This is a genomic window from Microbulbifer variabilis ATCC 700307 (assembly GCF_000380565.1).
Taxonomy (GTDB): domain Bacteria; phylum Pseudomonadota; class Gammaproteobacteria; order Pseudomonadales; family Cellvibrionaceae; genus Microbulbifer; species Microbulbifer variabilis.
Map to the genome: position 1 here is coordinate 1 of NZ_AQYJ01000018.1, position 22,697 is coordinate 22,697.

Here is a 22,697-nt window from a genome sequence, read left to right on the forward strand (position 1 = left end):
AATATGGCTCTCGATCAGACTTAAGTCTTGCTCGGAATAAAACGTAAATCGAATTGTTCGAGTTACTTACTTCCGATAAATCTTTTTCTAGCCGAAGCTAGATGTATCGATTCATCACTCCGTAAGCACCCACACATATTGCTTGATCGAATTTTTAAACAACTCAGTTGAGCGCTCGGCTCTAACTGCGGGACGCGTATTCTACACATCCGGGCTGCTGAATCAAGTGATTTTTTGCAGCTTTTTTTCGGTGATTTGAACCGCTCAAAGCGCTTTTCAAATCCCGGCAAGGTTGTTTCCGCCCCTGCTTGAAGTGGCGCGCATTATAGCTTCGCCACTTCCTTTTGCAAGCGCCTCAAAAATTATTTTTTGGGGCCGCAGACCTTCTTTTCAGAGGGCCTTTTAAATGGCGGTGAGAGAGGGATTCGAACCCTCGATGAGTGTTAACCCATACGCCCTTAGCAGGGGCGCGCCTTCAGCCACTCGGCCATCTCACCTTTTTAATTTGCTTCGAAACTCTTCTTCCGAAAAACCTCTTTTAGGAGGTTTTTTCTACTCAACAACCTAACTGGTTGCTCGCTGAAAGTGGGCGGCATAATACCAACGGCCCGACAAAAAGCAATGGGGAATCAATAACTTTTTGCACTTTTTTGTCTTATCGAACACCTTTTAGACAACACGGCCAAAAAAACGACTTTCCCGCCAAGCACTTCTTTTGAGGAGAAGATTCAAAAATAAAAAAAGGCCGGGTTACCGGCCTTTTTAGGGAAACTGTGCGTCTAGTCGTTACCACCCTCCTCAGAGGATTGCTTTTCACGCTGGATACGCTGGTAAATTTCTTCGCGGTGCACGGCGACTTCCTTTGGCGCATTAACACCAATACGCACCTGATTGCCCTTCACCCCCAGCACGGTAACCGTGACATTGTCGCCAACCATCAGCGTTTCGCCAATTCGGCGGGTTAAAATCAACATTACCTACTTCTCCTTGATCATCCTGTGATAAAGAGCGGCCGGTGTTTTCCTGACGCTGCTCTTATTTGGTCATCTTAACCGGATGGCGGTGCAAAAAGGTCAAAAACTACCCATCACACTATTCAGTATTGACCAGTCGAACAAAATCTCAACAGGTTGGATGTAATGCCAAGCAACTGAATCGAAATGGGTGGCTCTTGCCGCCTTAGCTCCGGTTATAGCGTTTATTTCATCTCTGTTTATCAGAGAGCTCAAATTCACTATGCAAGGCACGCACAGCAAGCTCGAGGTAGCGCTCATCGATAATCACCGATATCTTTATTTCAGATGTGGTGATCATCTGAATATTGATATTGTCTTCACCCAGAGCACTAAACATACGACTGGCCACGTTCGCATGGGAACGCATTCCCACGCCGACAATTGATACTTTGGCAATCTTGTCGTCTGTGATCACTTCGCGTGCGCCAAGTTCCGCCGAAACACGCTCCAGAACATCACGCGCTTTATGCAGATCATTTCGATGCACAGTAAAAGTAAAGTCTGTAGTTCCATCAACCGCGCTGATGTTTTGCACGATCACGTCCACTTCAATATTTTCGCGGCCAACTGGTGCAAGAATACGGCAGGCAACCCCGGGGGTATCCGGAACACCGCGAATAGTTAGCTTGGCTTCATCACGGTTGAATGCGATACCAGATACGACGGGTTGTTCCATCTCGTTGTTTTCCTCATCCAGACTAATCAGGGTTCCTTCACCCTCTTCAAAAGTTGAAAGTACGCGCAGCGGAACCTTGTATTTACCGGCAAACTCTACGGCGCGGATCTGCAGGACCTTTGAGCCAAGACTCGCCATCTCCAGCATTTCCTCAAACGTAATCCGATCCATACGACGCGCACTATCCACCACTCGTGGATCAGTGGTGTAGACCCCATCAACATCCGTATAAATCTGGCACTCAGTGGCATCAAGCGCTGCAGCGAGAGCCACGCCCGTGGTATCTGAACCACCACGCCCCAAAGTAGTGATATTTCCATCATCATCTACCCCCTGGAAGCCGGCTACTACAATTACTTTGCCGTTATCCAGGTCAGCGCGCATGCGTTCAACATCAATACGCTGGATACGTGCTTTGGTATGGGCGTTGTCCGTGAGGATCTTGACCTGCCCCCCGGTATAGGAGCAGGCATCATAGCCACGTTTCTTCAGAGCCATGCTCAATAGCGCAATGGTGACCTGCTCACCGGTAGACACCAGCACATCCAGCTCGCGGGGATCGGGTTTTTCCTGGATCTGATATGCCAAATCAATCAGGCGGTTGGTCTCTCCACTCATGGCAGAAAGCACCACAACCAAGCCATGCCCTTTGGCGCGGAACGCGGCTACTTTATCAGCGACAGCCTCTATACGCTCTATCGAGCCTACAGAGGTTCCACCGTATTTCTGCACGAACAAACTCATAATCTTTGTGTTTCCTTAGCCCCTGGCCAAGTACACGCACTGCTCTGACTCATGCAGGCGCGCACTTAATCACCAAACTTCGGTGAAATCAACTTCACATACGACTTCTGGCGCCGTTTTTACCGAAATCAGCTGCTGAGGGAGCCCTCAACCCATGTGGGCACCTCCTGCAACATACCCGCCAGGGCGGAAACATCAGTTCCGCCCCCCTGTGCCATATCCTTACGGCCACCGCCCTTACCACCAAGCTTGGCAGCGGCAAAGCGCATAAGATCCCCCGCTGACAGGCGATCTGTCAGGTCCTTGGTTACTGCCGCTACCAGAGCCACCTTATCCTCACCAGGTGCTGCAAGCAGGACAACACCACTACCAAGCTTGTTTTTCATCTGGTCAGCCAGGTCTCGCAGGGATTTAGGGTCTGCGCCATCAACAGACGCCGCCAATAACTTGAAGCCAGCAATTTCCACCGCTTGAGCAGAGAGATCACCTCCGGCACCACTGGCCAATTTGGTCTTAAGCTGACCAATTTCCTTCTCCAGTTTGCGGTTGTTAAGCAATAGCTGCTCAACTTTATCGGCAAGGCTATCCGGGCGCGCCTTGAGAAGTGCTGCAATATGTTCAAGACGCTGCTGGGTTTGATCGAACAATGACAGCGCATGTGCGCCAGTCACGGCTTCAATGCGGCGTTGACCGGAGGCGATACCGCTCTCACTCACAATGCGCAGAAGACCTATATCACCGGTGCGCTTGACATGAGTCCCGCCGCATAACTCAACAGAAAAAGCGCCAGTTTCAGTCTCTCCCATGGAAAGAACACGAACTGTATCGCCATATTTCTCACCGAACAGGGCCATTGCCCCCATTTCCTTGGCAGACTCAATATCGGTTTCGCAAGTATCAACCGGAGTATTGGCGCGAACCTGGGCATTCACCAGGGATTCAATGGCATGCAGCTGCTTATTGGTAACAGCCTCTGGATGAGAGAAATCGAAACGAAGGCGCTCGGAGTCCACCAGCGACCCCTTTTGCGTAACATGCTCGCCCAACACTTTGCGCAGAGCAGCGTGCAGCAGGTGGGTGGCGGAGTGATTCAGTGCGGTTGCCTGGCGCACTTCTGCAGACACCTTGGCAGAAATTTGATCACCAATAGTGATGACACCCTGCAACATTTTACCGGTGTGCAAGTGGTGGCCGCCCTGCTTGGTACAATCACGAACCTCAAAACGGCCAGCTGTTGAACTGAGATAGCCACTATCGCCAGCCTGGCCTCCAGACTCGGCATAAAACGGGGTGCGGTCGAGAATCACCGCACCTTCTTCACCTTCCTCCAGGCGCTCGACTTGCTCGCTACCTTTGACGATAGCGATAACCCTGCCCCGCGCCTCAGTTGTTTCGTAACCGAGGAACTCTGTCACACCTTCCAGATCCAGAACCTCGGTATAGTCCTGCTTGAATTTACCTGCTGCGCGCGCACGTTCGCGCTGGGCTTCCATCGCAGCCTCATAACCTGCCATATCCAGTGACAAACCACGCTCTCGGGCAATATCCTGAGTCAGGTCGGTGGGGAAGCCATAAGTATCATGTAAAGTAAACACCAGCTCACCAGGAATCTCGCTATCTTCCAGGGAGGCCAGCGCACTCTCCAGCAGAGCCATCCCTTTGTCCAGGGTTTTGGCAAACTGCTCTTCCTCTTTACGTAGAGCCCGCTCAATAAGCTCTTGCTTCTCACGCAACTCAGGATAAGCATCACCCATTTGCTCAGTCAGGGCTTCCACTAACTTAAAAAAGAACACCTCTTTATGGCCGAGTTTGTGACCATGACGCACAGCACGACGGATAATGCGACGCAACACAAAACCCCGCCCCTCATTGGATGGCATCACCCCATCAGCAATCAGGAAGGAGCAAGAGCGAATATGGTCTGCAATGACACGCAGGGATTTTTCTTCGAGGTTCTTGCAGGAGACTATTTCACTAGCAGCTTTAAGCAGCGCCTGGAAAAGATCAATTTCATAATTTGAGTGCACGCTTTGCATAACCGCGGCAATACGTTCCAAACCCATGCCTGTATCTACGGAGGGCTTGGGCAGTGGGTGCAGTTCGCCATCAGCAGTGCGCTCGTACTGCATAAATACCAGGTTCCAAATCTCAATATAGCGGTCGAGATCGTCGTTATCGGAACCTGGGGGGCCACCGGGAACATCGGCACCGTGATCGTAGAAAATTTCTGAGCTGGGCCCACAAGGACCTGTATCGCCCATTTGCCAGAAGTTGTCCTCATCGAGGCGAGAAAAACGCTCTGCGCTAACGCCCACTTCTTTTAACCAGATATCAGCGGCCTCATCATCGCTGATATGAACAGTCACCCACAGGCGCTCTTCGGGCAGACCCAGTACTTTTGTGAGGAAATCCCAGGCAAAGCGGATGGCTTCACGCTTGAAATAATCGCCAAAACTGAAGTTGCCCAACATTTCAAAGAAGGTGTGATGGCGCGCGGTATAGCCCACATTCTCCAGGTCATTGTGCTTGCCTCCGGCACGCACACAGCGCTGGGAGCTAGCGGCCCGATTGTAAGGACGCTTTTCCTGACCGAGGAAGGTGTCCTTAAACTGCACCATGCCGGCATTGGTGAATAGCAGGGTCGGGTCATTGCCCGGAACCAGAGAGCTCGACGGCACCACAGTATGGCCCTGCTCGGCAAAGTAATTCAGAAAGGCGTCGCGAATCTGTGCGCTTTTCATCCGGCGTAATTCCACTTCGTTAGTTGAAAGTTATGTGAACGACACCGATGACGCGGTGCCACGTCTGTCCTGCTACTGCGCAAGCCCTTGTTCGGGCATCTTCTTTTGAGCCAGCAGGTGAACATGCAGGTGAAATACGGTCTGCCCCGCACTACGGCCATTGTTAACCACCAGCCGAAAGCCCTCGAGTCGCAAGCGCCGGCCCAGCTCGGCTGCCACCCACATCAGGTGGCCGAGTAGACCTTTGTCTTCGCTTTTGGCATCGGACAGATTAACTAGAGGTTTGCGCGGGATAATGAGGAGATGGGTCGGGGCTTGTGGCGCCCGATCCTCAATAACGACACAAAGGTCATCCTCGTAGATTTTCTCGGCCGGGATATCGCCCGAGATTATTTGACTGAAAACGCTGGGTTCACCCATTGGCTTATTTTTCCAGCTTTTCCTCAGCTGTCAGCTGACGCGCTTCAGATTCCAGCATCACCGGAATCCCGTCCCTAACCGGATAGGCCAAGCCACTGGCTCGACAAACCAGCTCCTGGGTATCTTCGCGGTACTCAAGCGGTGCCTTACTTACAGGACACACTAATAGGCTCAGCAACTTCTTATCCATGTTCCACCCCACTATTTCCCCCCGACACAACTTCCGGAGGGCAAAAATGACCGCGTATCATACAATGCTTCATGGGGTTTTTCACGGTATTCACCTCTGCTTAAGCCAACAGATTTCCCCGTTTTAACCCATCTTTACCTATTTTTATCCAGAGATGACAGGGTTTGAGGCTGGCAAAATGGAGTTTAGGTGGCCCAGTAGTAAATCACGGGCTAGACGCCCCTCCTCCACCTCGTTGAACAGCTCGTGGTAAGCTGCCGGAAAACAGTGAAGCCTTTTATTGGTCGAACCCATTCGACCAAACCACTCCCGACTCAGCTCTACATCCACCAAACGATCCGATTCCGGCAGCAGCATTAAGCAGGGTGTAAGCAGCCGCTCCAGATTAGCTGACAGAAACGTCCTCTCCTGGAGAAAGCTTTCAAACCAACGCAGGGAAACCCCGTGGTGGGCAAGCTCATCATTGCGATAGGTTTCGACAATAGAAACATCCCTGCTCAACCACTTGTCATCAATTCGACTGGAAAGTACAAGCTTCGGAAATAATTTGGCCAGCATCATTACCAGCCACAGCTCCAGGCCAGCGGGCTCTTTAGCTCCGCGAAATCCAGGCGCAGACAGGATCACACTGTCCACGAAACCATACCGAATAGCGCTGCCGCAGGCCACTACCGCCCCCATACTATGGCCCAACAGATGCACACTTGTATCGGGGTTACCACTTTTGACCAAACAAATAAATTCATGCAGGTCCTCGCAATAAAGGGAGAAATCATCAATATGCCCCCTTTTTCCATCCGATAACCCATGACCATAATGATCGGGGGCGTAGACGCTGAACCCGGCACGATTCAGATATTGGGCCAGCATGGTGTAGCGGCCGCTATGCTCACCCAAGCCGTGGGAAATAACTACTACCCCAAGCGCTTTCTCAACCCACCAACGGCGGTAGTGCAGGCTTACATTTCTGGTTACAAACTCCATTGCCCCTCCTTATTTTCCTTATTGTTGTAGCTTGGGCCATTCGGCAACTGTCAGCTCTCCCGCTCCAGACTGCTGCAGTACTGTCCCAACATGGCCAAATGGTTAAGGCGTGCCCGCTTGAGTAACGCACCCTGTGCTTTGGCAATATTTTCAGAGCGCCCCGCCCAAGCTGCCAATGCTGGCTGCTGCAACGCCCGGCCGTAGGAAAAGCTCAGTTGCCAAGGTGCATTATTTATCTTGTTCAACGCGTTGAGATTTGCAGAAGCCTCTTCGTTCCCCTGGCCACCAGAGAGGAAGTTTATGCTCGGTACGGCTGCTGGCACTGACCGACGTAAACTTCGCAGGGTGTATTCCGCAACCTGCTGCGGCTCCGCTCGTGCCGATTGCGCCCCAGGTATGACCATGCTGGGCTTCAGTAACATCAATTCAAGAGTGACGCCATGACGATACAGCGCATGAAAAACAGTATGCCAAACTTGTTCATTAACTTCGGCACAACGCTCAATGCTGTGATCCCCATCCATGAGAACTTCCGGCTCCACAATTGGCACCACGCCCTCGGCCTGACACACAGCTGCGTAACGGGCCAACATTTCGGCATTGGCCTGTAGCCCGAGCTCGGTGGGATTGTGTGGACTAACTGGATAGACTTCACGCCACTTGGCAAATCGAGCTCCCTGCTTTTTGTACTCGCGCAGTCGTTCGGCAAGTCCATCCAGGCCATATGTAATCATATCCCCCGCAGCACCAGCCAATGGCCCTTTTCCCTTGTCGACCTTAATCCCGGGGACAACCTTTTGATTCGCAGCCACCTGTGCCAAAAGTTTGCCATTAGCACTGCATTGACCAAGCGTCTCCTCAAACAGAATTACCCCACTGATAAAATCTCCCAGGCCCTTTGCCTCTAGCAGGGCCGCACGGTAATCCCGTCGACTCTGCTCGGTGGACTCCACCCCAATCGTGTTGAAACGCTTGGCAATAGTGCCACTGCTCTCATCTGCAGCGAGAATTCCCCTGCGACCATCCACCAATGCATCAACTGTTGCCTGCAACTCCTCCCAAACCGCCATTTGGCCACCTCCCTGTGCCGAAAGCCCATCTTGAAAAATTATTGGCCTAACTAAAATGCCTTACACGCGGCAACTGCCCGTTGCCAGCCGGCCAACCGCGATTTCCTTTCTGAAGCAGCCATAGAGGGCATAAAATCTCGCTCAATCTCCCTCAAACATTCCGGCAACTTGTCAAAGTGCCACAGACCACTACCAATACCCGCCAGAAGAGCAGCGCCGATGGCTGTAGACTCGATTTGTTTTGGCCGCTCAACCCGCAACGCAGAAATATCTGCCTGAAACTGCATCAGGAAATTATTTGCGCATGCCCCACCATCCACTCGCATATGGCTAATGGATACCCCGAGAGCCCCCTCCATCAAGCGCGCCAACTCATCACTCTGATAGGCGATAGATTCAAGCGTAGCGCGCACTATTTCTGCCCGGCCAGCGCCGCGACTCAAGCCGCACACAGTGCCCCTCGCTGATGGGTCCCAATGAGGAGCACCGAGGCCACTGAACGCGGGCACCAGGTAAACTCCACGGGTATCAGGAATACTCTGCGCAATCACCTCTGTATCCACTGCCTGCTGAATCAAGCCCATCTCATCACGTAGCCATTGGATCGCAGACCCCGCGGTAAATACCGACCCCTCAACTGCATAAGCAGGGGCACCGCTGATATCACAGGCAATAGTGGCGAGCAGCCCCGGAGATGGCTTCGGTCGCTTCTCACCAGCAAAAGCCAGCATAAAACAGCCAGTACCATAAGTATTTTTGATCTCCCCGGGACGGAGACAGCCCTGACCAAACAACGCTGCCTGCTGATCGCCGGCCACACCACAAATAGGTGCGCTTGCCCCAATGAACGCCTCAGGATCGGTATCGGTAAAATGACCGGCAGAAGGCCGGATTTCCGGCAGGATAGACTCTGGACAACCAAAGAGAGCCAGCAATTCCGGATCCCAGCGCTTTTGTTCCAGGTTGTAAAATAGGGTGCGACTGGCATTGGTGTGATCAGTCAAGTGTGCGCGGCCACCGCTCATTTTCCACACCAGCCAGCTATCTACTGTGCCGAAACACAGGTCTCCGCGATGAGCGCGCTCCAGCAGCTGTGGCTGTGCACGGAAAATCCACAGCAATTTGCTTGCGGAGAAATAGGCATCCAACAGCAATCCACTTCGTTCGCGCAGCCAATCAGATTTTTCTGCAGCAGCTAACTCCTGGCAGATTTCTGCGGAGCGACGGCACTGCCATACAATGGCGGGGTGCACCGGCTCGCCGGTATGCCGGTCCCACAGAACTGTAGTTTCACGCTGATTGGTAATACCCACTGCCTCAACATCGGACGCGCGGATGCCGGCGCGTTGCAGAGCTGCCGCGCAAACCCGCTGCGTCACCTGCCAAATCTCTTCGGCATTCTGCTCAACCCAACCGGGTTTAGGGTAGTAGTTGGGGATTTCAGAGTAACTGCGCCCAACCAGAGCACCGCTACTATTAAAGACAAAGGCCGTAGTGCCCGTAGTGCCCTGGTCAATGGATAGGATCATAGGGTGTCTCGCGCTTATTATTCTTGCTTTCATCATCACAGGTCGGACAGCAACAATACCACCGTGACCCAATCATGCATGAGAGTATAAGCCCGATTACTTCCCGTCTAGCGCCCAGCTGATAGCATCTGCGGGAAAACCGCGATACGCCAAATAGCGCTGGCGCCTTGCGCGCTCTTTCATTTGCTGGTCTCTGGGCAGCGCTATATTGATAGGAGCACGGTATTTGCGCTGGAGCTGCTCCTGGGCAAGCTCAAACCAATCAACCTCCAGCTGCTCAATTGCATGGGTCGCGAGCTCTCCTCGAATCCCCCGCTGCTGCAACTCCTGACGAATACGCATAGGCCCCTGCCCACGCTGAACACGAGCGCGGACAAATACTTCAGCAAAGCGCTGGTCTGACTGATAATTAAGTGTTTGCAAGCGCTCGAATAGAGCATCGAAATCGGCACCGGGGAACTTGCCCGCAAGCTTTTGCTTCAATTCATGGCGCGAATGCTCACGACGGGCAAGTAACTCAAGCGCCGCACCGAACAGCACTTGAGCGGGATCAACGGAGAAATCCGTGTTTGAATAAGGCACTTACTCTTCCGGGAGTTCCACTGCCTCTTCGGGGCTTGCCGGAACCAGGTCACCCAGCAGTTGCACACGCAGCTGCCCTTCAATCTCATTGCGGATATCCGGGTTGTCACGTAAGAACTTTGTGGCGTTAGCCTTACCCTGGCCAATCTTCTCGCCCTTATAGCTGTACCAGGCACCAGCCTTGTCAACCAAGCCCAGTTTCACTCCATAGTCGACGACCTCGCCAACCATATTGATGCCTTCGCCATACATGATCTGGAATTCAGTCTGCTTGAAGGGGGGCGCCACCTTATTTTTGACAACTTTTACGCGAGTCTCATTACCCACTACCTCGTCGCCGTCCTTTACGGAACCGATACGACGGATATCCAGACGCACGGAAGAATAGAACTTAAGCGCGTTACCACCAGTGGTGGTTTCCGGGGAACCAAACATCACACCGATCTTCATACGGATCTGGTTAATAAAAATTGCCAGAGTATTGGTGTTCTTGATATTACCGGTCAGCTTGCGCAAAGCCTGGGACATCAGGCGGGCCTGCAAGCCGACGTGGGAATCCCCCATCTCGCCCTCAATCTCTGCACGCGGGGTCAGGGCCGCCACAGAGTCCACTACCAGCACGTCCACGGCACCGGAGCGTACCAGCATATCGGCCACTTCGAGAGCCTGCTCACCGGTATCCGGCTGGGAAACGATCAGCTCGTCAACATTAACACCCAGCTTCTCTGCATAGATGGGGTCGAGCGCATGTTCAGCATCCACAAACGCGCAGGTGCCACCTTTGCGCTGCGCCTCAGCAATAACTTGCAGTGTCAGGGTAGTTTTACCTGAGGATTCAGGACCATAGATCTCAACAATACGGCCGCGGGGCAGACCACCAATACCCAGGGCCACATCCAGACCTAAGGAGCCAGTTGAGATCGCCGGGATACGCTCGCGCTCTTTATCTCCCATGCGCATCACTGTGCCTTTGCCAAACTGGCGTTCGATCTGCGAGAGCGCCGCCTTTAGCGCCTTGTCTTTATTGGAATCCATGACCATTCCCATATTGCTAAGCTGTGTTGATTGGTGGCAAGCTTAACGAAGGATTACTGTATAGGCAACCAGTAATTCCGGCACAACCGGTACCAGTCACCATCGCGCAAATTATGGGCTTTGGGCAGCTGCAAAGCTCGCCCTAACATTGCCAAGGTAACCCCCTGCAGCCCTAAACCGGATGCTCATCCAGGATAGCGAGCATACCTTTGATTGCCTCTCTCACAGTCTGCGCCTGTACTTCAGCCCTATCGCCTTGAAAATGAAAGCAACGGGCATCGATCTGCACGGGTTCCTGCCCATCGGCATGAGCCCAGGCAATCCAGACGGTACCTACAGGCTTCTCTTCAGTACCGCCATCGGGACCGGCAATACCACTCACTGCAACAGATAGATTGGCATCCATCATTGCCAACACGCCACAGGCCATCTGGCGGGCAACCGGCTCACTGACAGCACCAAACTGTTGTAAATCCTTGACATCTACACCCAGAACGCTGTGTTTGATGCGGTTGGCATAACTCACGACAGAGCCGTCAAACCAACTTGATGCCCCGGCAATAGCGGTTATCGCTGCGGCAACAGCCCCCCCAGTGCAAGACTCCGCAGCGGTAACTCGCCATGCACGTTTATCCAGTTCTTCGCCCAATTGCTGCGCCAACTGGGTAATTTCTTCGCACTCAATCATTGTACCTTCCGTTAATATGAATCGAGGGCATCCCCTATGCAGGAACAAACCATAATTTTGTAGGAGCGCGAACCAGAATATAGATTGCCCTAACCCTTGGATGTGACTGAAGCACTCTTAGCTTCACACATCTGCGAGACAGAACTATTCGAAGGGCTCTTTTCAATTATGTGCGGAGAGATCAATCCCTTATAACCATAATCGACACTCACCGCATAGAGTGAAGGCTCAAAGCCAGCAGCGAGCCTTATCCCCAAGGAGGAGACCAACTCACTAACTTGAAACAATTACAGGCCCAAGGTTATTCAGTTATTGAGCGGAATCAGGTTTTGCTCAAACCATTAAATTAAACTCAGTTTTTGAGGTCAATGTAGCATTTGCGCTCAAATATAGCGGGGGACATAAAGCTCGAGCTGGAAGTATTTAGACATGGCGGAATCTATTGTCAAACCGGTTTGAACAGCAGCAATAAAAAGACCTTCCGCCATCGTTAAATCTGAAGTCGGGCTAAACCCAGGTTCAATTATAATAAGTTCGAAATATTGGCTGCCCAAGCCATTTAAGCCAGCTCAGGTTCCGCACATCGCTTCTGATGAACCCAATCTACAATTTCGCCCTCCGGGATATAACCACAAACAGTTTCCCTCAGTAGCTGGCGTACCCGCTCATAATCATCACGCTCTACCGCACTAAGTAGCTGGGCCAACACCGCCTTGAATGATTCCCAGGACAAGTGATCTTCTGTCGCGCACATAATCATTGGGTGATCGGTCGGGCTGACGTTGTCACCAATCAAAAGTTCTTCATAAAGCTTTTCGCCTGGGCGCAAACCGGTAAATTCGATAGCAATATCACCGTGTGGGTCTTTCTCAGAGCGTACAGAGCAACCGCTGAGGTGGATCATCTTTTCTGCTAACTCGGCAATTTTCACTGGACTGCCCATATCCAGTACAAACACATCTCCACCCTGCCCCATCGCACCAGCTTGAATAACCAACTGAGCAGCCTCAGGTATCGTCATAAAGTAGCGGGTAATATTTGGGTGCGTTACCGTTACCGGACCCCCACGCTTAATCTGATCACGAAAACGCGGGATCACCGACCCCGATGAACCCAGCACATTGCCGAATCGAACCATGGTGAAACGGGTTTTATTGACTTGGTTTACAGCTTCACCATCATTGAACAGCGTAGGAGCGGGCTCTTGGCTCAGCGCCTGTAGCACCATTTCTGCAAGGCGTTTAGTGCTACCCATCACATTGGTTGGGCGCACCGCTTTGTCAGTAGAAATCAATACAAAATGTTCAACTCCTGCTTTTACCGCCGCCTGGGCGGTATGCAGAGAGCCAAACACGTTGTTCAACACACCCTCAGCAATATTATGTTCAACCATCGGGACGTGCTTATATGCCGCCGCATGATACACCGTGGCCACATCCCAGGAGCGCATCAGATCCAATAGGCGCCCTGGGTTACGGATAGACCCAAGGACCGGTACCAATCGCACTGGCAACGATTCACGTCGGATCCGCTGCTCCAACTCTGTATGGATGCTGTAAAGGTTAAACTCACTGTGCTCAAACAACAGCAGTGTAGTTGGACCTGTAGCTACAATCTGACGACACAACTCCGAACCAATCGAGCCTCCAGCGCCAGTCACCATCACTACATGACCACGAATACATCTTTCAAAAAGAGCCTGCTGTGGCGGCACCGCATCGCGGCCAAGTAAGTCAGCAACATCCACTTCCTGGATATCTTCAACCTTAACCCGACCGCTGGCCAAGTCCATGAAACCCGGCACGCTGCGTACGTGCAGAGGGAAACTTTCAAGCAGTTCGAGTATCTCGCGCCGGCGTGCACGAGAGGCAGACGGAATTGCCAGGAGTATTTCTTCGGCTCCGGTTTGTTCAATCATCCGTTGGATATTCTTGGGCTTGAAAACCCGTAAGCCCGCAATCACCCGATTGGCAATGCCACGATCATCATCGATAAAAGCCACCGGCAGCATGACCCGATCTATACGCAATGCCGCTACCAATTGGTTACCTGCGGCCCCGGCACCATAGATGGCCACCTTCGGTAAATGGTCGACTCGATTGATAAAGGGCACCTGCTGGCTAGCCACATACCAGTCGCCCATAAAGTACTGTCGCATGACCAGCCTGAGGCCGCCAATCATCAATAGGCTTAGCCAGCAGTAGATAAACACAACCGAGCGAGGCACTCTTACCGGTGGCTCGCGGTTCAAGTAAACAACTAAAGCAAGTACCAAAGCCGATAGCATTACCGCTTTGAAGATGCTAATCAGCGCATCCTTGCCAAAATAGCGCATCACCGCACGATACATCCCAAACCTAACAAAAATAGGTATCGCGATTAACGGTGCACTGATAAATAACCAAGCGTGTTCAGCAAAGGGGTTAACAGGCTTATCCAAACCCAAACGAATTGCAAAAGCCAGCCAAAGAGCTAGCCACACTAGCAGAACATCAGTTACCACTTGTAAGATGCGTTTATTGCGACGGGGCAGCCCCAGTAGCCAGTTGCGCAGCTTATCCATTATTCTTTGGACCCCATAATAGTAATCATTATGCTGTCAGCACCGTTCCCGGAGCCAAGACCTCCCCCTCGGCTATAACTACGCGATACCCAGCACTGCACCCCGCCTGCAACCAGGCTTTTGCACCCACCTGCACTCCGCCAGCTATATGTACACCAACTCCTAAGTGGGCAAACTCCCCCAAGCAAGCATCATGATCCACAGTTGCGTGAGCATTGACGATTGCACCGCAGCCAATCCGTGCATCCACTCCAACCATGGCTAACGCCATTATCGTACTTCCCGCCCCCAGCACTGCACTAGCACTGACAGACGCAGAGGGATGGACGACCGTAGCCACTGGGAAGCCCTCTCGCTGTAGAGTTGCCAACCACTGCTCTCTTAATACATTATTACCAACTGCTGCAATGGCAGCATCCACTGTTCCAGCAACCTCAGCCAAAGTGAAGCTATTCGCTATTACAGGGCAGTTGAAAGATTCTTTCAATTCCGGCCAACGGTCATCTGCAAAACAAACCCGCTGCCATTCTCCTGACAACATTGCGGCCTCAGCCACGGCTTTGCCATGGCCACCTGCCCCCAGAATTAGCAGTGTTTTTTTTAGGCTCATATCTCAATTACTTGTCACGCAAAGTGTCATTACTTTTTAAGGGTTTCATTTTAGGGCGTACTTTTCGCTACCAAGAATAACCAATAAATTAACTACAGTAAGATTCATTGCCTATTCTTGCCCGCCCGCTTTAAACTTCACCGCCAGTACCAGCAGGGGAAAATAAGCAATAAGCAAACCTAGCATACCATTCAATTCTCCCAGTCCAACCCACAACGCAATTGGCAGCAACCAAAGTAAATTAATACCCAACACTGCCAGAGTTACAGGCAAGTGATTACCGAACTGACGTGAGGCGTACTGATAGGCATGACTTCGATGTGCCTCATACACCTTTTCTCCACGCAGCAAGCGACGCATCAAGGTCCAAGTCGCATCCAATACGAAGACCCCGAGCAGGATTAACCAGCTCCATAATAACTGCGGTGCCACCCAGGCAGCCTGCAGAGACAATATCCCCAAAGTGATACCTAGAAAACCGCTGCCCGCATCGCCCATAAATATTCTTGCAGGAGGAAAGTTCCAAAACAAAAAGCCTACGACCGCAACAGCAAGAAGCAGCGGCGTGATCCATACCGGAGTCTGTAGTGAGCCGGTAAAACCCAAGACTGCATACAACAGAGCTCCGCCCAGGCATACACAAATGGCCTCTACACTGGCAACGCCATCAATGCCATCCATAAAATTGTAGAGATTCAACAGCCAAACTAGATAGACAGCCGCCAGCACATGCCCAATCCACCCCAAGTCCAGGGGCATACCGAATAGACTCAGTGGCGGCAGCCCACCCAACCAGAACAATGCCCAAATAGCAGCCGTGAAGTGTCCCAATAATCTCCAGCGAGCGGGAATATGGCCATGGTCATCCAGAAAGCCAATTACGGCCACACCGGTACCCGCTCCCAGTAGCGCCCACATCACATCCCAGGACAACATATTTGCCCAAGTCAAAACCGGCAAAGTTACCAGGAAGGCCACCACGATGGCCACCCCACCGCCGCGCGGCGTCGGCACAGAGTGCGAACTGCGTGCATTCGGGATATCCATCAGGCTCCGTGTTAGTGCGTAACGGCGCAAGGCACCAGTCATAAAAAGTGAAACGCAAGCCACAGAAAACAGCAGCAAAATAGTCATTTGCATTGCTGCTCCAAAAAGTGCTTCGCCGTCTTATGCAACGCCTGGTCAACACTAACCGGGGGAGCCCAGTTTAATAGCTCACGTGTTTTATCGATATTAACCTGCAAAGAGCCGCACAGCCTCTGAGAGAGAGACCGCTTCCCTAAAACCGCCGCACTAGCCTCCAAAAGCCTGCCTGGAACAGGCAACAATCGTGCAGGCTTACCTAATGCTATGCCCATCCTGCGCAACAACCCCGTAGTAGAAAGGTCTTCACCATCGCTAACCAAGAAAGTCTGATTGGCAGCAGCAGGATGGCAAACACAAGTTACGATCAGATCAACCAGATTATCTAACGCGACCAGGCTGCGCTGATTGTAAATAGCCCCGAAAGGCAAAGGTATGCCTTTATGCAACCAACGCATCATATTGAGAAAGTTAGCTTTCACACCCGGCCCATACACAAGCGTCGGGCGGATAATCACCACCTCCATCCCAGTTTCAACCGCCAGTGCACGTAACCCCTGCTCAGCTTCCATTTTCGAAATACCATAGGGATCAACAGGCACCGGCAAGGCATCCGCTATATAGGGCACGCCTTCTGTAGTGCCCTCACCATTAACCTTGACTGAACTGATAAATATGAAGCGCCGTACGCCCGCAGTTGCAGCTTGGCGAGCGAGGTTCAATGTCCCATCAACATTAACCTTGCGAAACTCGGCAAGAGGCTGAAGCGATATCTCATTCATAACATGAACACGCGCGGCCATATGGATAATCGCATTAACCCCCTTCAGTTCATTTCGCCAATCAGTATTGGGCTCAACTCCCGGGATCTGCAGACTCCCGATAGATTTAGGGAGATCAGATACAGGTTTACGCAGTGCAGCAACTGTATCCAGCTCAATTAAGGTTGACACCCTTTCGGCTACTCCCCTGCCAACGAAACCAGTAGCACCAGTTAATAAAACACGCATTGATATATCTCTAGGCTATTCAGGCCTTCGACCAGACAGTACGATTAATATAATCAGTGTAACTGAGTATCACCCTCACCACCTGCTTTGAAACAGGGCCTGCTTGATAATCCTTAACAACAGGGATCACGCGCTGAGCACGATCATGATGATTGGCCACTACACGCACCGCATCCAACACTCGATCTTTCTTCAAGCCACACATGATCAACGTGCCCTCATCCATTCCCTCCGGGCGTTCATGAGCATTACGGATGGTAAGTGCAGGTAGATTCAATAGCGAAGCCTCTTCAGTGATGGTCCCACTATCTGAAAGCACACAGAAAGCCGACATCTGCAGCTTGATATAGTCCAGTAATCCAAACGGTTTTACAAAGCGAATGAGAGGATGATCCAGTGACTCACCCAACATCTCCAGGCGCTTTCGCGTTCGCGGGTGAGTAGAGACAATGATCGGGTATTGGTATTTATCCGCCAGCGCACGCAAAGTTTCCAGCAAATCCCGTAGGTTTTCTGGAGTATCTACATTTTCTTCTCGATGAGCACTGACAACAAAAAACTTACCATCTTCCAGCCCTTCTTTTTTCAGTACTGCCGAAGACTGAATACGCGGCATATAGTAATTAAGTACCTCCTCCATATGCGATCCGGTCTTGATGATGGTTTCCGGTGAAATGCCCTCAGCGAGTAAGTAGCGTCGTGCATGTTCCGTAAGCACCATATTGATATCACTCATATGGTCGAGTACCTTGCGGTTTAACTCTTCTGGAACACGTTGATCAAAACAGCGATTTCCAGCCTCCATGTGAAAAACCGGAATTTTCCGACGTTTGGCTGCAATTACTGCCAAACAGGTATTCGTATCACCATACAATAGAAGCGCGTCGGGCTTTTCCAGTTCGAGTACTCCATCGGCCTTAGCAATAACTTCCGCAATAGTTTGCGCAGCTGTATCACCGACCGCTCCCAGAAAATGATCTGGTTTTCGAATTCCCAGATCATCAAAAAATACCTGATTTAGCTCAAAATCATAATTTTGCCCAGAATGTACGAGGACATGGTCAACCTGTTCATCCAATTCTGCAATCACACGACACATCTTGATTAGCTCAGGGCGAGTGCCCACCAGTGTCATAACCTTAAGCATTGAGTTGCCCTCGAATATAATCAAGTTTTAATAAGACATCCTTGATACCTTGGATACTCAACCGTTCAGTATTGTGCGAAGTGTAATCATCTAACTCAGAAATGTGCTGCTCACCTTCAACGAAGAATTTCTTATAATTGAGATCCCGATTATCAGCAGGAATTCTAAAGTAACGGCCCATATCTTGAGCTTTGGCCATTTCCTCACGAGAAATCAGGGATTCATAAAGCTTTTCACCATGCCGGGTACCAATAACCTTGACTGGATTTCCACGATCAAACAATTCTTTGAGGGCTTGAGCAAGATCAGCAACAGTAGAGGCTGGGGCTTTTTGTACAAAAATATCCCCCTGTTCAGCATGCTCGAAGGCATGTAACACTAAATCAACCGAATCTTCCAGGGACATTAGAAAACGGGTCATGTTCGGATCGGTAATGGTTAATTGCTCACCGCCAATTAGCTGACTTATAAATAAAGGTATCACTGAGCCACGGGAGGCCATCACATTACCGTAGCGCGTTGCACAAATAACTGGGCCAGAATCAGGAATCATCCGAGACTTAGCTACCATTAATTTTTCCGCCATGGCCTTGGAGATCCCCATGGCATTGATCGGGTAAACGGCTTTGTCCGTGCTTAGCACTACAACCCGCTGAACTCCGGTAGCAATCGCAGCATTCAGCACATTATCCGTACCAACGACGTTAGTTTTAACCGCCTCCATAGGATAGAATTCACATGAAGGTACTTGCTTCAACGCAGCAGCATGGAAAACATAATCAACACCGACCATGGCATGGGCAACGCTACTATAATCACGTACATCACCAATGTAGAACTTGACCTTGTCATTAGCCAAGGCAATGCGCATGTCCTCTTGTTTCTTTTCATCGCGACTAAATACTCGAATTTCCCTGACGTTAGTATCAAGGAAACGCTTAAGTACAGTATTACCGAACGAACCCGTCCCACCGGTAATCATTAAAACTTTATTATCCAACATAAACATTCACCAAAATATAAAGATCAACGCTGTTCGTGCATCATTTTAACCAGCTCCAACCATACGGGAGGCTGATAACCTGCCGCCTCACGGAAGCGTGAAGAATCCAATGAACGATCAAGACAGATCTGCTCATCAGGTACGATCTCTATACTATGTCCATACACTTCAGCCACCAACTGGAGTAGTGACAACTTATCAATCGGCTCAGCCGATACATGGTAAAGGCCTTGCAACTCGGGATTAGGTATCACATACGTCTTAATTATTCGAGCCAACTCGACTGTGGGTAATCCGGAAAAAATTGCTTTTGCATACCCCTTGATCGGGCTTGTTTGTGAGAGAAACCAGTCAATCAAAGCATTACTGCTAGTGAGTTCATGCCCGATTATGGATGTACGTAATGTAATTGCGTGCGGCACCTCATCAATCTCACCAATGAATTTTGACTTGCCATATAAGTCTTCAGCATCTGACGGTTCAACCTCAGAGTACATCCCTTTACGGCCGGAAAATACACAATCAGTGCTAACGTGAATCAACCTAGCTCCCATCAGTCCGCAAAGCTTCGATAATCGATGCGGTAACATAGCGTTAATTGGCAGGGCCGATAGAGGGTCTTCGGCATCGGACAATTGCTTAATCAAACCGACGCAGTTGACAATCACGTTTGGGCGAACTCGATCCAGCAGGCCAACTAATGTGTCTTGGTCAAGTACATCAATTCCACACAACAGGTGCTGCCTATCTTGCACCTCAAAATGCCGAAGTGCACCAGAACTACGCAAAGTGCCCCATACTTCAAACGTAGGGTCTTGCGTCAAGGTCCTGTAAACAGCGCTGCCAAGCATGCCCGTTACACCCAATATCAATATGCGCACGACTGTCGCTCCTTTCGTTGGGTTTTAAGAATCTCTACCAAGCGCATTACCTGGTTGCTCATCTCAAAATGTTCATAAAAATATGCTTTGCCCGCCTGCCCCATTTTTTGCAGCTCAGCGGCTGGCAGATTCTTCATAGAACAGATTAATGCTGCAAGTGCGGAGGGGTCCTCAGGATCGCAAGCAGTTCCCGCCCCGGATTCTGTCACAATTCGGGCACCTTCACCGCGTAATGAGGCAATAATTGGTCGCCCAGCAGCAAGGTAAGCTTGGATTTTACTTGGAATTGTTTTAGCAAAGATTTCTTCATCCTTGAGCGATACCAGTAAAACATCTGAATGATCGAAAATCTGAGGCATGACTGCCATTGAGAAACGTCCGGGTAGTATCAAATTATCCAGCTGGTGTACTTGCTTCTGCGAATGTAACCACTCGACCCGGCTTCCACCACCGACTAGCACCAGACGAATTTCCGGATAGTGCTTCAGTAGAATGGCGGTCTCGAGTAGAGTCTCAACTGCTTGCGCTGCACCCAGATTACCTGCGAAAACCACACTAAAATGCTGATCAAGTAGCTCAGTCAATTCCAGAGGAACGCCATTCACTACTTCATCTGGTGTGGAAACATCAATAGAGTTGGGGTAATAAATGATCTTTTCCCGTCGCGCATAACGGGCTACAGGTTCGATGAACGAACGGGACTGAACAAGTAATGTATCGCAACCAGCATATATACGCTTAACAAGACGACCAATCGTCTTGAGAAGATACTTATGCTTAACAAATCCGGTGGCAGCCAGACTCTCAGGCCAAAGATCCTGTATCCACACTGCGAGGTGGGATTTTTTCAGCCACTTCAAGAGAAGAGCTGGGATAACCTGAGTGATTGGAGACGGAGCAAACACGAGAATAAAATCAAAGTCTCGCTTTCTTAGTAGCCAAGGAAAAAAGACGAGGCCCGAAAAAACAAATGAAATATAATTCAAGACCAAATTACGCGAACCACCTTCACCCCGCGGCCAAAGCGGAACCCGGAAAACTTCAACGTTATCAGTATATCGCTCACTCTGAACACCCAAACACTGATAACCATCATAGATCCTACCCTCAGGATAATTCGGTTTGCCAGTGGCTACTACCACCTCATGTCCCTGCTGAGCCAAAATACGCACTAAATCATTGACGATAAAAGATTCAGGCCAAAAGTACTGGGTAACTATTAGTAATCGCTGCGGATGCGCCTCCCCAAGATTCATCGTTCCAACTCTAACTGCAAGGCGGAATTCAAGAACCCGCTACTAAAAAAAAACATTCTATCCACTCGCTTTAAACTGAGATATTTTGTTGCAGTAGCTCACACCAGAACTCTTCCGGAGCTCGCAAACTTAATACAGGTTCGGGACAACCTAGGAAACGCTTAACTGCCCGGGCAACCGATATTGCGGATGAAGGATCAAACGTATGCATCGGGGAGCATACGTCGCGCACATAATCCAACTCAGGGGCCAAAATAGGCACTCCTAACTGAGTAGCCTCAATCAAAGGCAACCCGAATGACTCAGACGTTGAGGGGAAGATCATGGCACGTGTACGCTTATATAGCTCAATAACACGCTCCCTGTGAAGCTTACCTAGGTTAAAAATATTAAGGCCCACTTTCGCACGTGCAGCCTCCACCTCAAGCTTTAGTGGATCATCGCGTGAGGTCAACGTGAGAGCTAAAGATGGATATAAACCTTCTTGGGCAAGCAAACGCCAAGCTTCCAGTAATACTCGATGATTTTTGTGTGCCTCGCCATCTGCTACATAAATGAAATCCCATTCATGTGAAAATTCACCAGGGACATTCGCTCCGGCTATCGTGTCAAAAAAAGGAAGCACGTTCACGGTTGGTGCCCGAGAGCGACCTGCAGCTGAATACCACTGCAGTAAGTCGCGCTGCATTGTTGGCGTCTGCACGATATACTCAGACACACGATGCCGAAACATATGATTTATGAAACGCTCACAAGTAATACGTAGCCTTGCCTTCCATGCGAATTGAAACAAAGAATTATTGCCGAGCAAAATTCGGTTCTGCTGAAAAACAACTACCCTAGCTACGCTTGGCAACAAGGGAGGAAGGTTATGAAAACATAGCAAGGTATCACGGGCACGCACCATTTTTCTCAATCGGAATTCTGCTTTAAGCCTTGAACTTACGCTAGCATTTACCCAAAAGACTTTAGTTCCCATCGGCAACTCAAGTAGTTTTCGTGCACGACTATCAAGAAAAACAGCCAAGGGCAGAGTATCATTCCAAGCAGCAAGTAACGCACGGAGCAGCACAAGACCTCCTCCTGTGTGTACGTTAGGAGCATAAAGTACGAGACTTCGTGTCATTTTATTGAACCTTCGCAACCGTCATCTTCATCAAGTCTAACCATGCTAATAGCATTCCACAGACTGTATTTATTCCAAGAAAGCGCCCTATATCCCTCCGCACCTCTCGATCAAGAACCAAACCTTTTAATGAGGCTTCATCAAAAAAAATTCCATGAACAAATTCAACCTTCGCAGACTTAGCCTCTTTGCCGCCCCTGCGATTGAGCAAGCATACGCCCCACTTGATTATTGCAAACAAAAATCAGCTAGACTTTTACGTGCAAGCTCTGCTCCGCCAATAACTACTACACTCATACTCCAACCACACAACTTAGTTAGTAGCTACCTAGAAAGCAGAATA

20 protein-coding genes and 1 tRNA gene are annotated in these 22,697 nt (G+C 50.4%); all 21 read right to left on the minus strand.

The features are described from left to right. Window positions 1-407: 407 nt before the first annotated feature. Window positions 408-497 (minus strand) — tRNA-Ser (locus G367_RS0101470). Between the two features lie 282 nt (window positions 498-779). Further along, window positions 780-974 (minus strand): carbon storage regulator CsrA, encoded by a 195-nt coding sequence (gene csrA, locus G367_RS0101475; protein WP_020411317.1) that lies wholly within the window; start codon window positions 972-974, stop codon window positions 780-782. A 229-nt stretch (window positions 975-1,203) separates the two neighbouring features. Beyond that, window positions 1,204-2,436 (minus strand): aspartate kinase, encoded by a 1,233-nt coding sequence (locus G367_RS0101480; protein ID WP_020411318.1) that lies wholly within the window; start codon window positions 2,434-2,436, stop codon window positions 1,204-1,206. A gap of 128 nt (window positions 2,437-2,564) precedes the next feature. Continuing rightward, window positions 2,565-5,177: an alanine--tRNA ligase gene (gene alaS / locus G367_RS0101485; protein WP_020411319.1), complete on the minus strand. Its 2,613-nt coding sequence runs from the start codon at window positions 5,175-5,177 to the stop codon at window positions 2,565-2,567. Between the two features lie 72 nt (window positions 5,178-5,249). Beyond that, window positions 5,250-5,597: a histidine triad nucleotide-binding protein gene (locus G367_RS0101490; protein WP_020411320.1), complete on the minus strand. Its 348-nt coding sequence runs from the start codon at window positions 5,595-5,597 to the stop codon at window positions 5,250-5,252. A 4-nt stretch (window positions 5,598-5,601) separates the two neighbouring features. Next, window positions 5,602-5,787, minus strand: a complete 186-nt coding sequence (locus G367_RS0101495) for a Trm112 family protein (RefSeq protein ID WP_020411321.1) — start codon at window positions 5,785-5,787, stop codon at window positions 5,602-5,604. A gap of 144 nt (window positions 5,788-5,931) precedes the next feature. Continuing rightward, window positions 5,932-6,771, minus strand: coding sequence for an alpha/beta hydrolase (locus G367_RS22845; RefSeq protein ID WP_020411322.1), 840 nt, complete (start codon window positions 6,769-6,771; stop codon window positions 5,932-5,934). Window positions 6,772-6,821: 50 nt separating this feature from the next. Beyond that, the gene (locus G367_RS0101505) at window positions 6,822-7,841 is read right to left on the minus strand and encodes a class I fructose-bisphosphate aldolase (protein WP_020411323.1); all 1,020 of its coding nucleotides are present in this window, start codon (window positions 7,839-7,841) and stop codon (window positions 6,822-6,824) included. A 50-nt stretch (window positions 7,842-7,891) separates the two neighbouring features. Next, on the minus strand, window positions 7,892-9,370 hold the full coding sequence (gene glpK, locus G367_RS0101510; protein ID WP_020411324.1) for a glycerol kinase GlpK: 1,479 nt from the start codon (window positions 9,368-9,370) through the stop codon (window positions 7,892-7,894). Between the two features lie 96 nt (window positions 9,371-9,466). Further along, window positions 9,467-9,952, minus strand: a complete 486-nt coding sequence (locus G367_RS0101515) for a regulatory protein RecX (protein WP_020411325.1) — start codon at window positions 9,950-9,952, stop codon at window positions 9,467-9,469. Next, entirely contained in the window at window positions 9,953-10,987 is a 1,035-nt protein-coding gene (gene recA / locus G367_RS0101520; RefSeq protein WP_020411326.1) for a recombinase RecA, read from the minus strand. A 172-nt stretch (window positions 10,988-11,159) separates the two neighbouring features. After that, on the minus strand, window positions 11,160-11,675 hold the full coding sequence (locus G367_RS0101525) for a CinA family protein (RefSeq protein WP_020411327.1): 516 nt from the start codon (window positions 11,673-11,675) through the stop codon (window positions 11,160-11,162). A gap of 559 nt (window positions 11,676-12,234) precedes the next feature. Beyond that, a complete protein-coding gene (locus G367_RS0101530; RefSeq protein ID WP_020411328.1) occupies window positions 12,235-14,238 on the minus strand; it encodes a polysaccharide biosynthesis protein in 2,004 nt (667 codons plus the stop codon). A 28-nt stretch (window positions 14,239-14,266) separates the two neighbouring features. Further along, window positions 14,267-14,848, minus strand: a complete 582-nt coding sequence (locus G367_RS0101535) for an acetyltransferase (protein WP_020411329.1) — start codon at window positions 14,846-14,848, stop codon at window positions 14,267-14,269. Between the two features lie 111 nt (window positions 14,849-14,959). Continuing rightward, entirely contained in the window at window positions 14,960-15,988 is a 1,029-nt protein-coding gene (locus G367_RS0101540; RefSeq protein ID WP_020411330.1) for an MraY family glycosyltransferase, read from the minus strand. After that, entirely contained in the window at window positions 15,979-16,941 is a 963-nt protein-coding gene (locus tag G367_RS0101545; protein ID WP_020411331.1) for a UDP-glucose 4-epimerase family protein, read from the minus strand. Before G367_RS0101545 ends, G367_RS0101540 begins: the two co-directional genes overlap by 10 nt. A gap of 19 nt (window positions 16,942-16,960) precedes the next feature. Beyond that, on the minus strand, window positions 16,961-18,088 hold the full coding sequence (wecB, locus tag G367_RS0101550; RefSeq protein WP_020411332.1) for a non-hydrolyzing UDP-N-acetylglucosamine 2-epimerase: 1,128 nt from the start codon (window positions 18,086-18,088) through the stop codon (window positions 16,961-16,963). Further along, window positions 18,081-19,091, minus strand: coding sequence for a polysaccharide biosynthesis protein (locus tag G367_RS0101555; RefSeq protein ID WP_020411333.1), 1,011 nt, complete (start codon window positions 19,089-19,091; stop codon window positions 18,081-18,083). Before G367_RS0101555 ends, wecB begins: the two co-directional genes overlap by 8 nt. A 23-nt stretch (window positions 19,092-19,114) precedes the next feature. Then, window positions 19,115-19,972, minus strand: a complete 858-nt coding sequence (locus G367_RS0101560) for a dTDP-4-dehydrorhamnose reductase family protein (RefSeq protein ID WP_020411334.1) — start codon at window positions 19,970-19,972, stop codon at window positions 19,115-19,117. Further along, the gene (locus G367_RS0101565) at window positions 19,960-21,228 is read right to left on the minus strand and encodes a glycosyltransferase family 4 protein (protein ID WP_020411335.1); all 1,269 of its coding nucleotides are present in this window, start codon (window positions 21,226-21,228) and stop codon (window positions 19,960-19,962) included. The genes G367_RS0101560 and G367_RS0101565 overlap by 13 nt, the downstream gene beginning before the upstream one ends. Window positions 21,229-21,298: 70 nt before the next feature. Continuing rightward, window positions 21,299-22,300 carry a glycosyltransferase gene (locus G367_RS22850; RefSeq protein WP_020411336.1) on the minus strand — a complete coding sequence of 334 codons (1,002 nt, stop codon included), beginning with the start codon at window positions 22,298-22,300 and terminating at the stop codon, window positions 21,299-21,301. Between the last annotated feature and the right edge of the window lie 397 nt (window positions 22,301-22,697).

Excerpts from the sequence above, each read along its gene's own strand:
- csrA (WP_020411317.1), bottom strand. The coding sequence starts at position 974 with ATGTTGATTTTAACCCGCCGAATTGGCGAAACGCTGATGGTTGGCGAC.
- G367_RS0101480 (WP_020411318.1), bottom strand. The coding sequence starts at position 2,436 with ATGAGTTTGTTCGTGCAGAAATACGGTGGAACCTCTGTAGGCTCGATA.
- alaS (WP_020411319.1), bottom strand. The coding sequence starts at position 5,177 with ATGAAAAGCGCACAGATTCGCGACGCCTTTCTGAATTACTTTGCCGAG.
- G367_RS0101490 (WP_020411320.1), bottom strand. The coding sequence starts at position 5,597 with ATGGGTGAACCCAGCGTTTTCAGTCAAATAATCTCGGGCGATATCCCG.
- G367_RS0101495 (WP_020411321.1), bottom strand. The coding sequence starts at position 5,787 with ATGGATAAGAAGTTGCTGAGCCTATTAGTGTGTCCTGTAAGTAAGGCA.
- G367_RS22845 (WP_020411322.1), bottom strand. The coding sequence starts at position 6,771 with ATGGAGTTTGTAACCAGAAATGTAAGCCTGCACTACCGCCGTTGGTGG.
- G367_RS0101505 (WP_020411323.1), bottom strand. The coding sequence starts at position 7,841 with ATGGCGGTTTGGGAGGAGTTGCAGGCAACAGTTGATGCATTGGTGGAT.
- glpK (WP_020411324.1), bottom strand. The coding sequence starts at position 9,370 with ATGATCCTATCCATTGACCAGGGCACTACGGGCACTACGGCCTTTGTC.
- recA (WP_020411326.1), bottom strand. The coding sequence starts at position 10,987 with ATGGATTCCAATAAAGACAAGGCGCTAAAGGCGGCGCTCTCGCAGATC.
- G367_RS0101525 (WP_020411327.1), bottom strand. The coding sequence starts at position 11,675 with ATGATTGAGTGCGAAGAAATTACCCAGTTGGCGCAGCAATTGGGCGAA.
- G367_RS0101530 (WP_020411328.1), bottom strand. The coding sequence starts at position 14,238 with ATGGATAAGCTGCGCAACTGGCTACTGGGGCTGCCCCGTCGCAATAAA.
- G367_RS0101535 (WP_020411329.1), bottom strand. The coding sequence starts at position 14,848 with ATGAGCCTAAAAAAAACACTGCTAATTCTGGGGGCAGGTGGCCATGGC.
- G367_RS0101540 (WP_020411330.1), bottom strand. The coding sequence starts at position 15,988 with ATGCAAATGACTATTTTGCTGCTGTTTTCTGTGGCTTGCGTTTCACTT.
- G367_RS0101545 (WP_020411331.1), bottom strand. The coding sequence starts at position 16,941 with ATGCGTGTTTTATTAACTGGTGCTACTGGTTTCGTTGGCAGGGGAGTA.
- wecB (WP_020411332.1), bottom strand. The coding sequence starts at position 18,088 with ATGCTTAAGGTTATGACACTGGTGGGCACTCGCCCTGAGCTAATCAAG.
- G367_RS0101555 (WP_020411333.1), bottom strand. The coding sequence starts at position 19,091 with ATGTTGGATAATAAAGTTTTAATGATTACCGGTGGGACGGGTTCGTTC.
- G367_RS0101565 (WP_020411335.1), bottom strand. The coding sequence starts at position 21,228 with ATGAATCTTGGGGAGGCGCATCCGCAGCGATTACTAATAGTTACCCAG.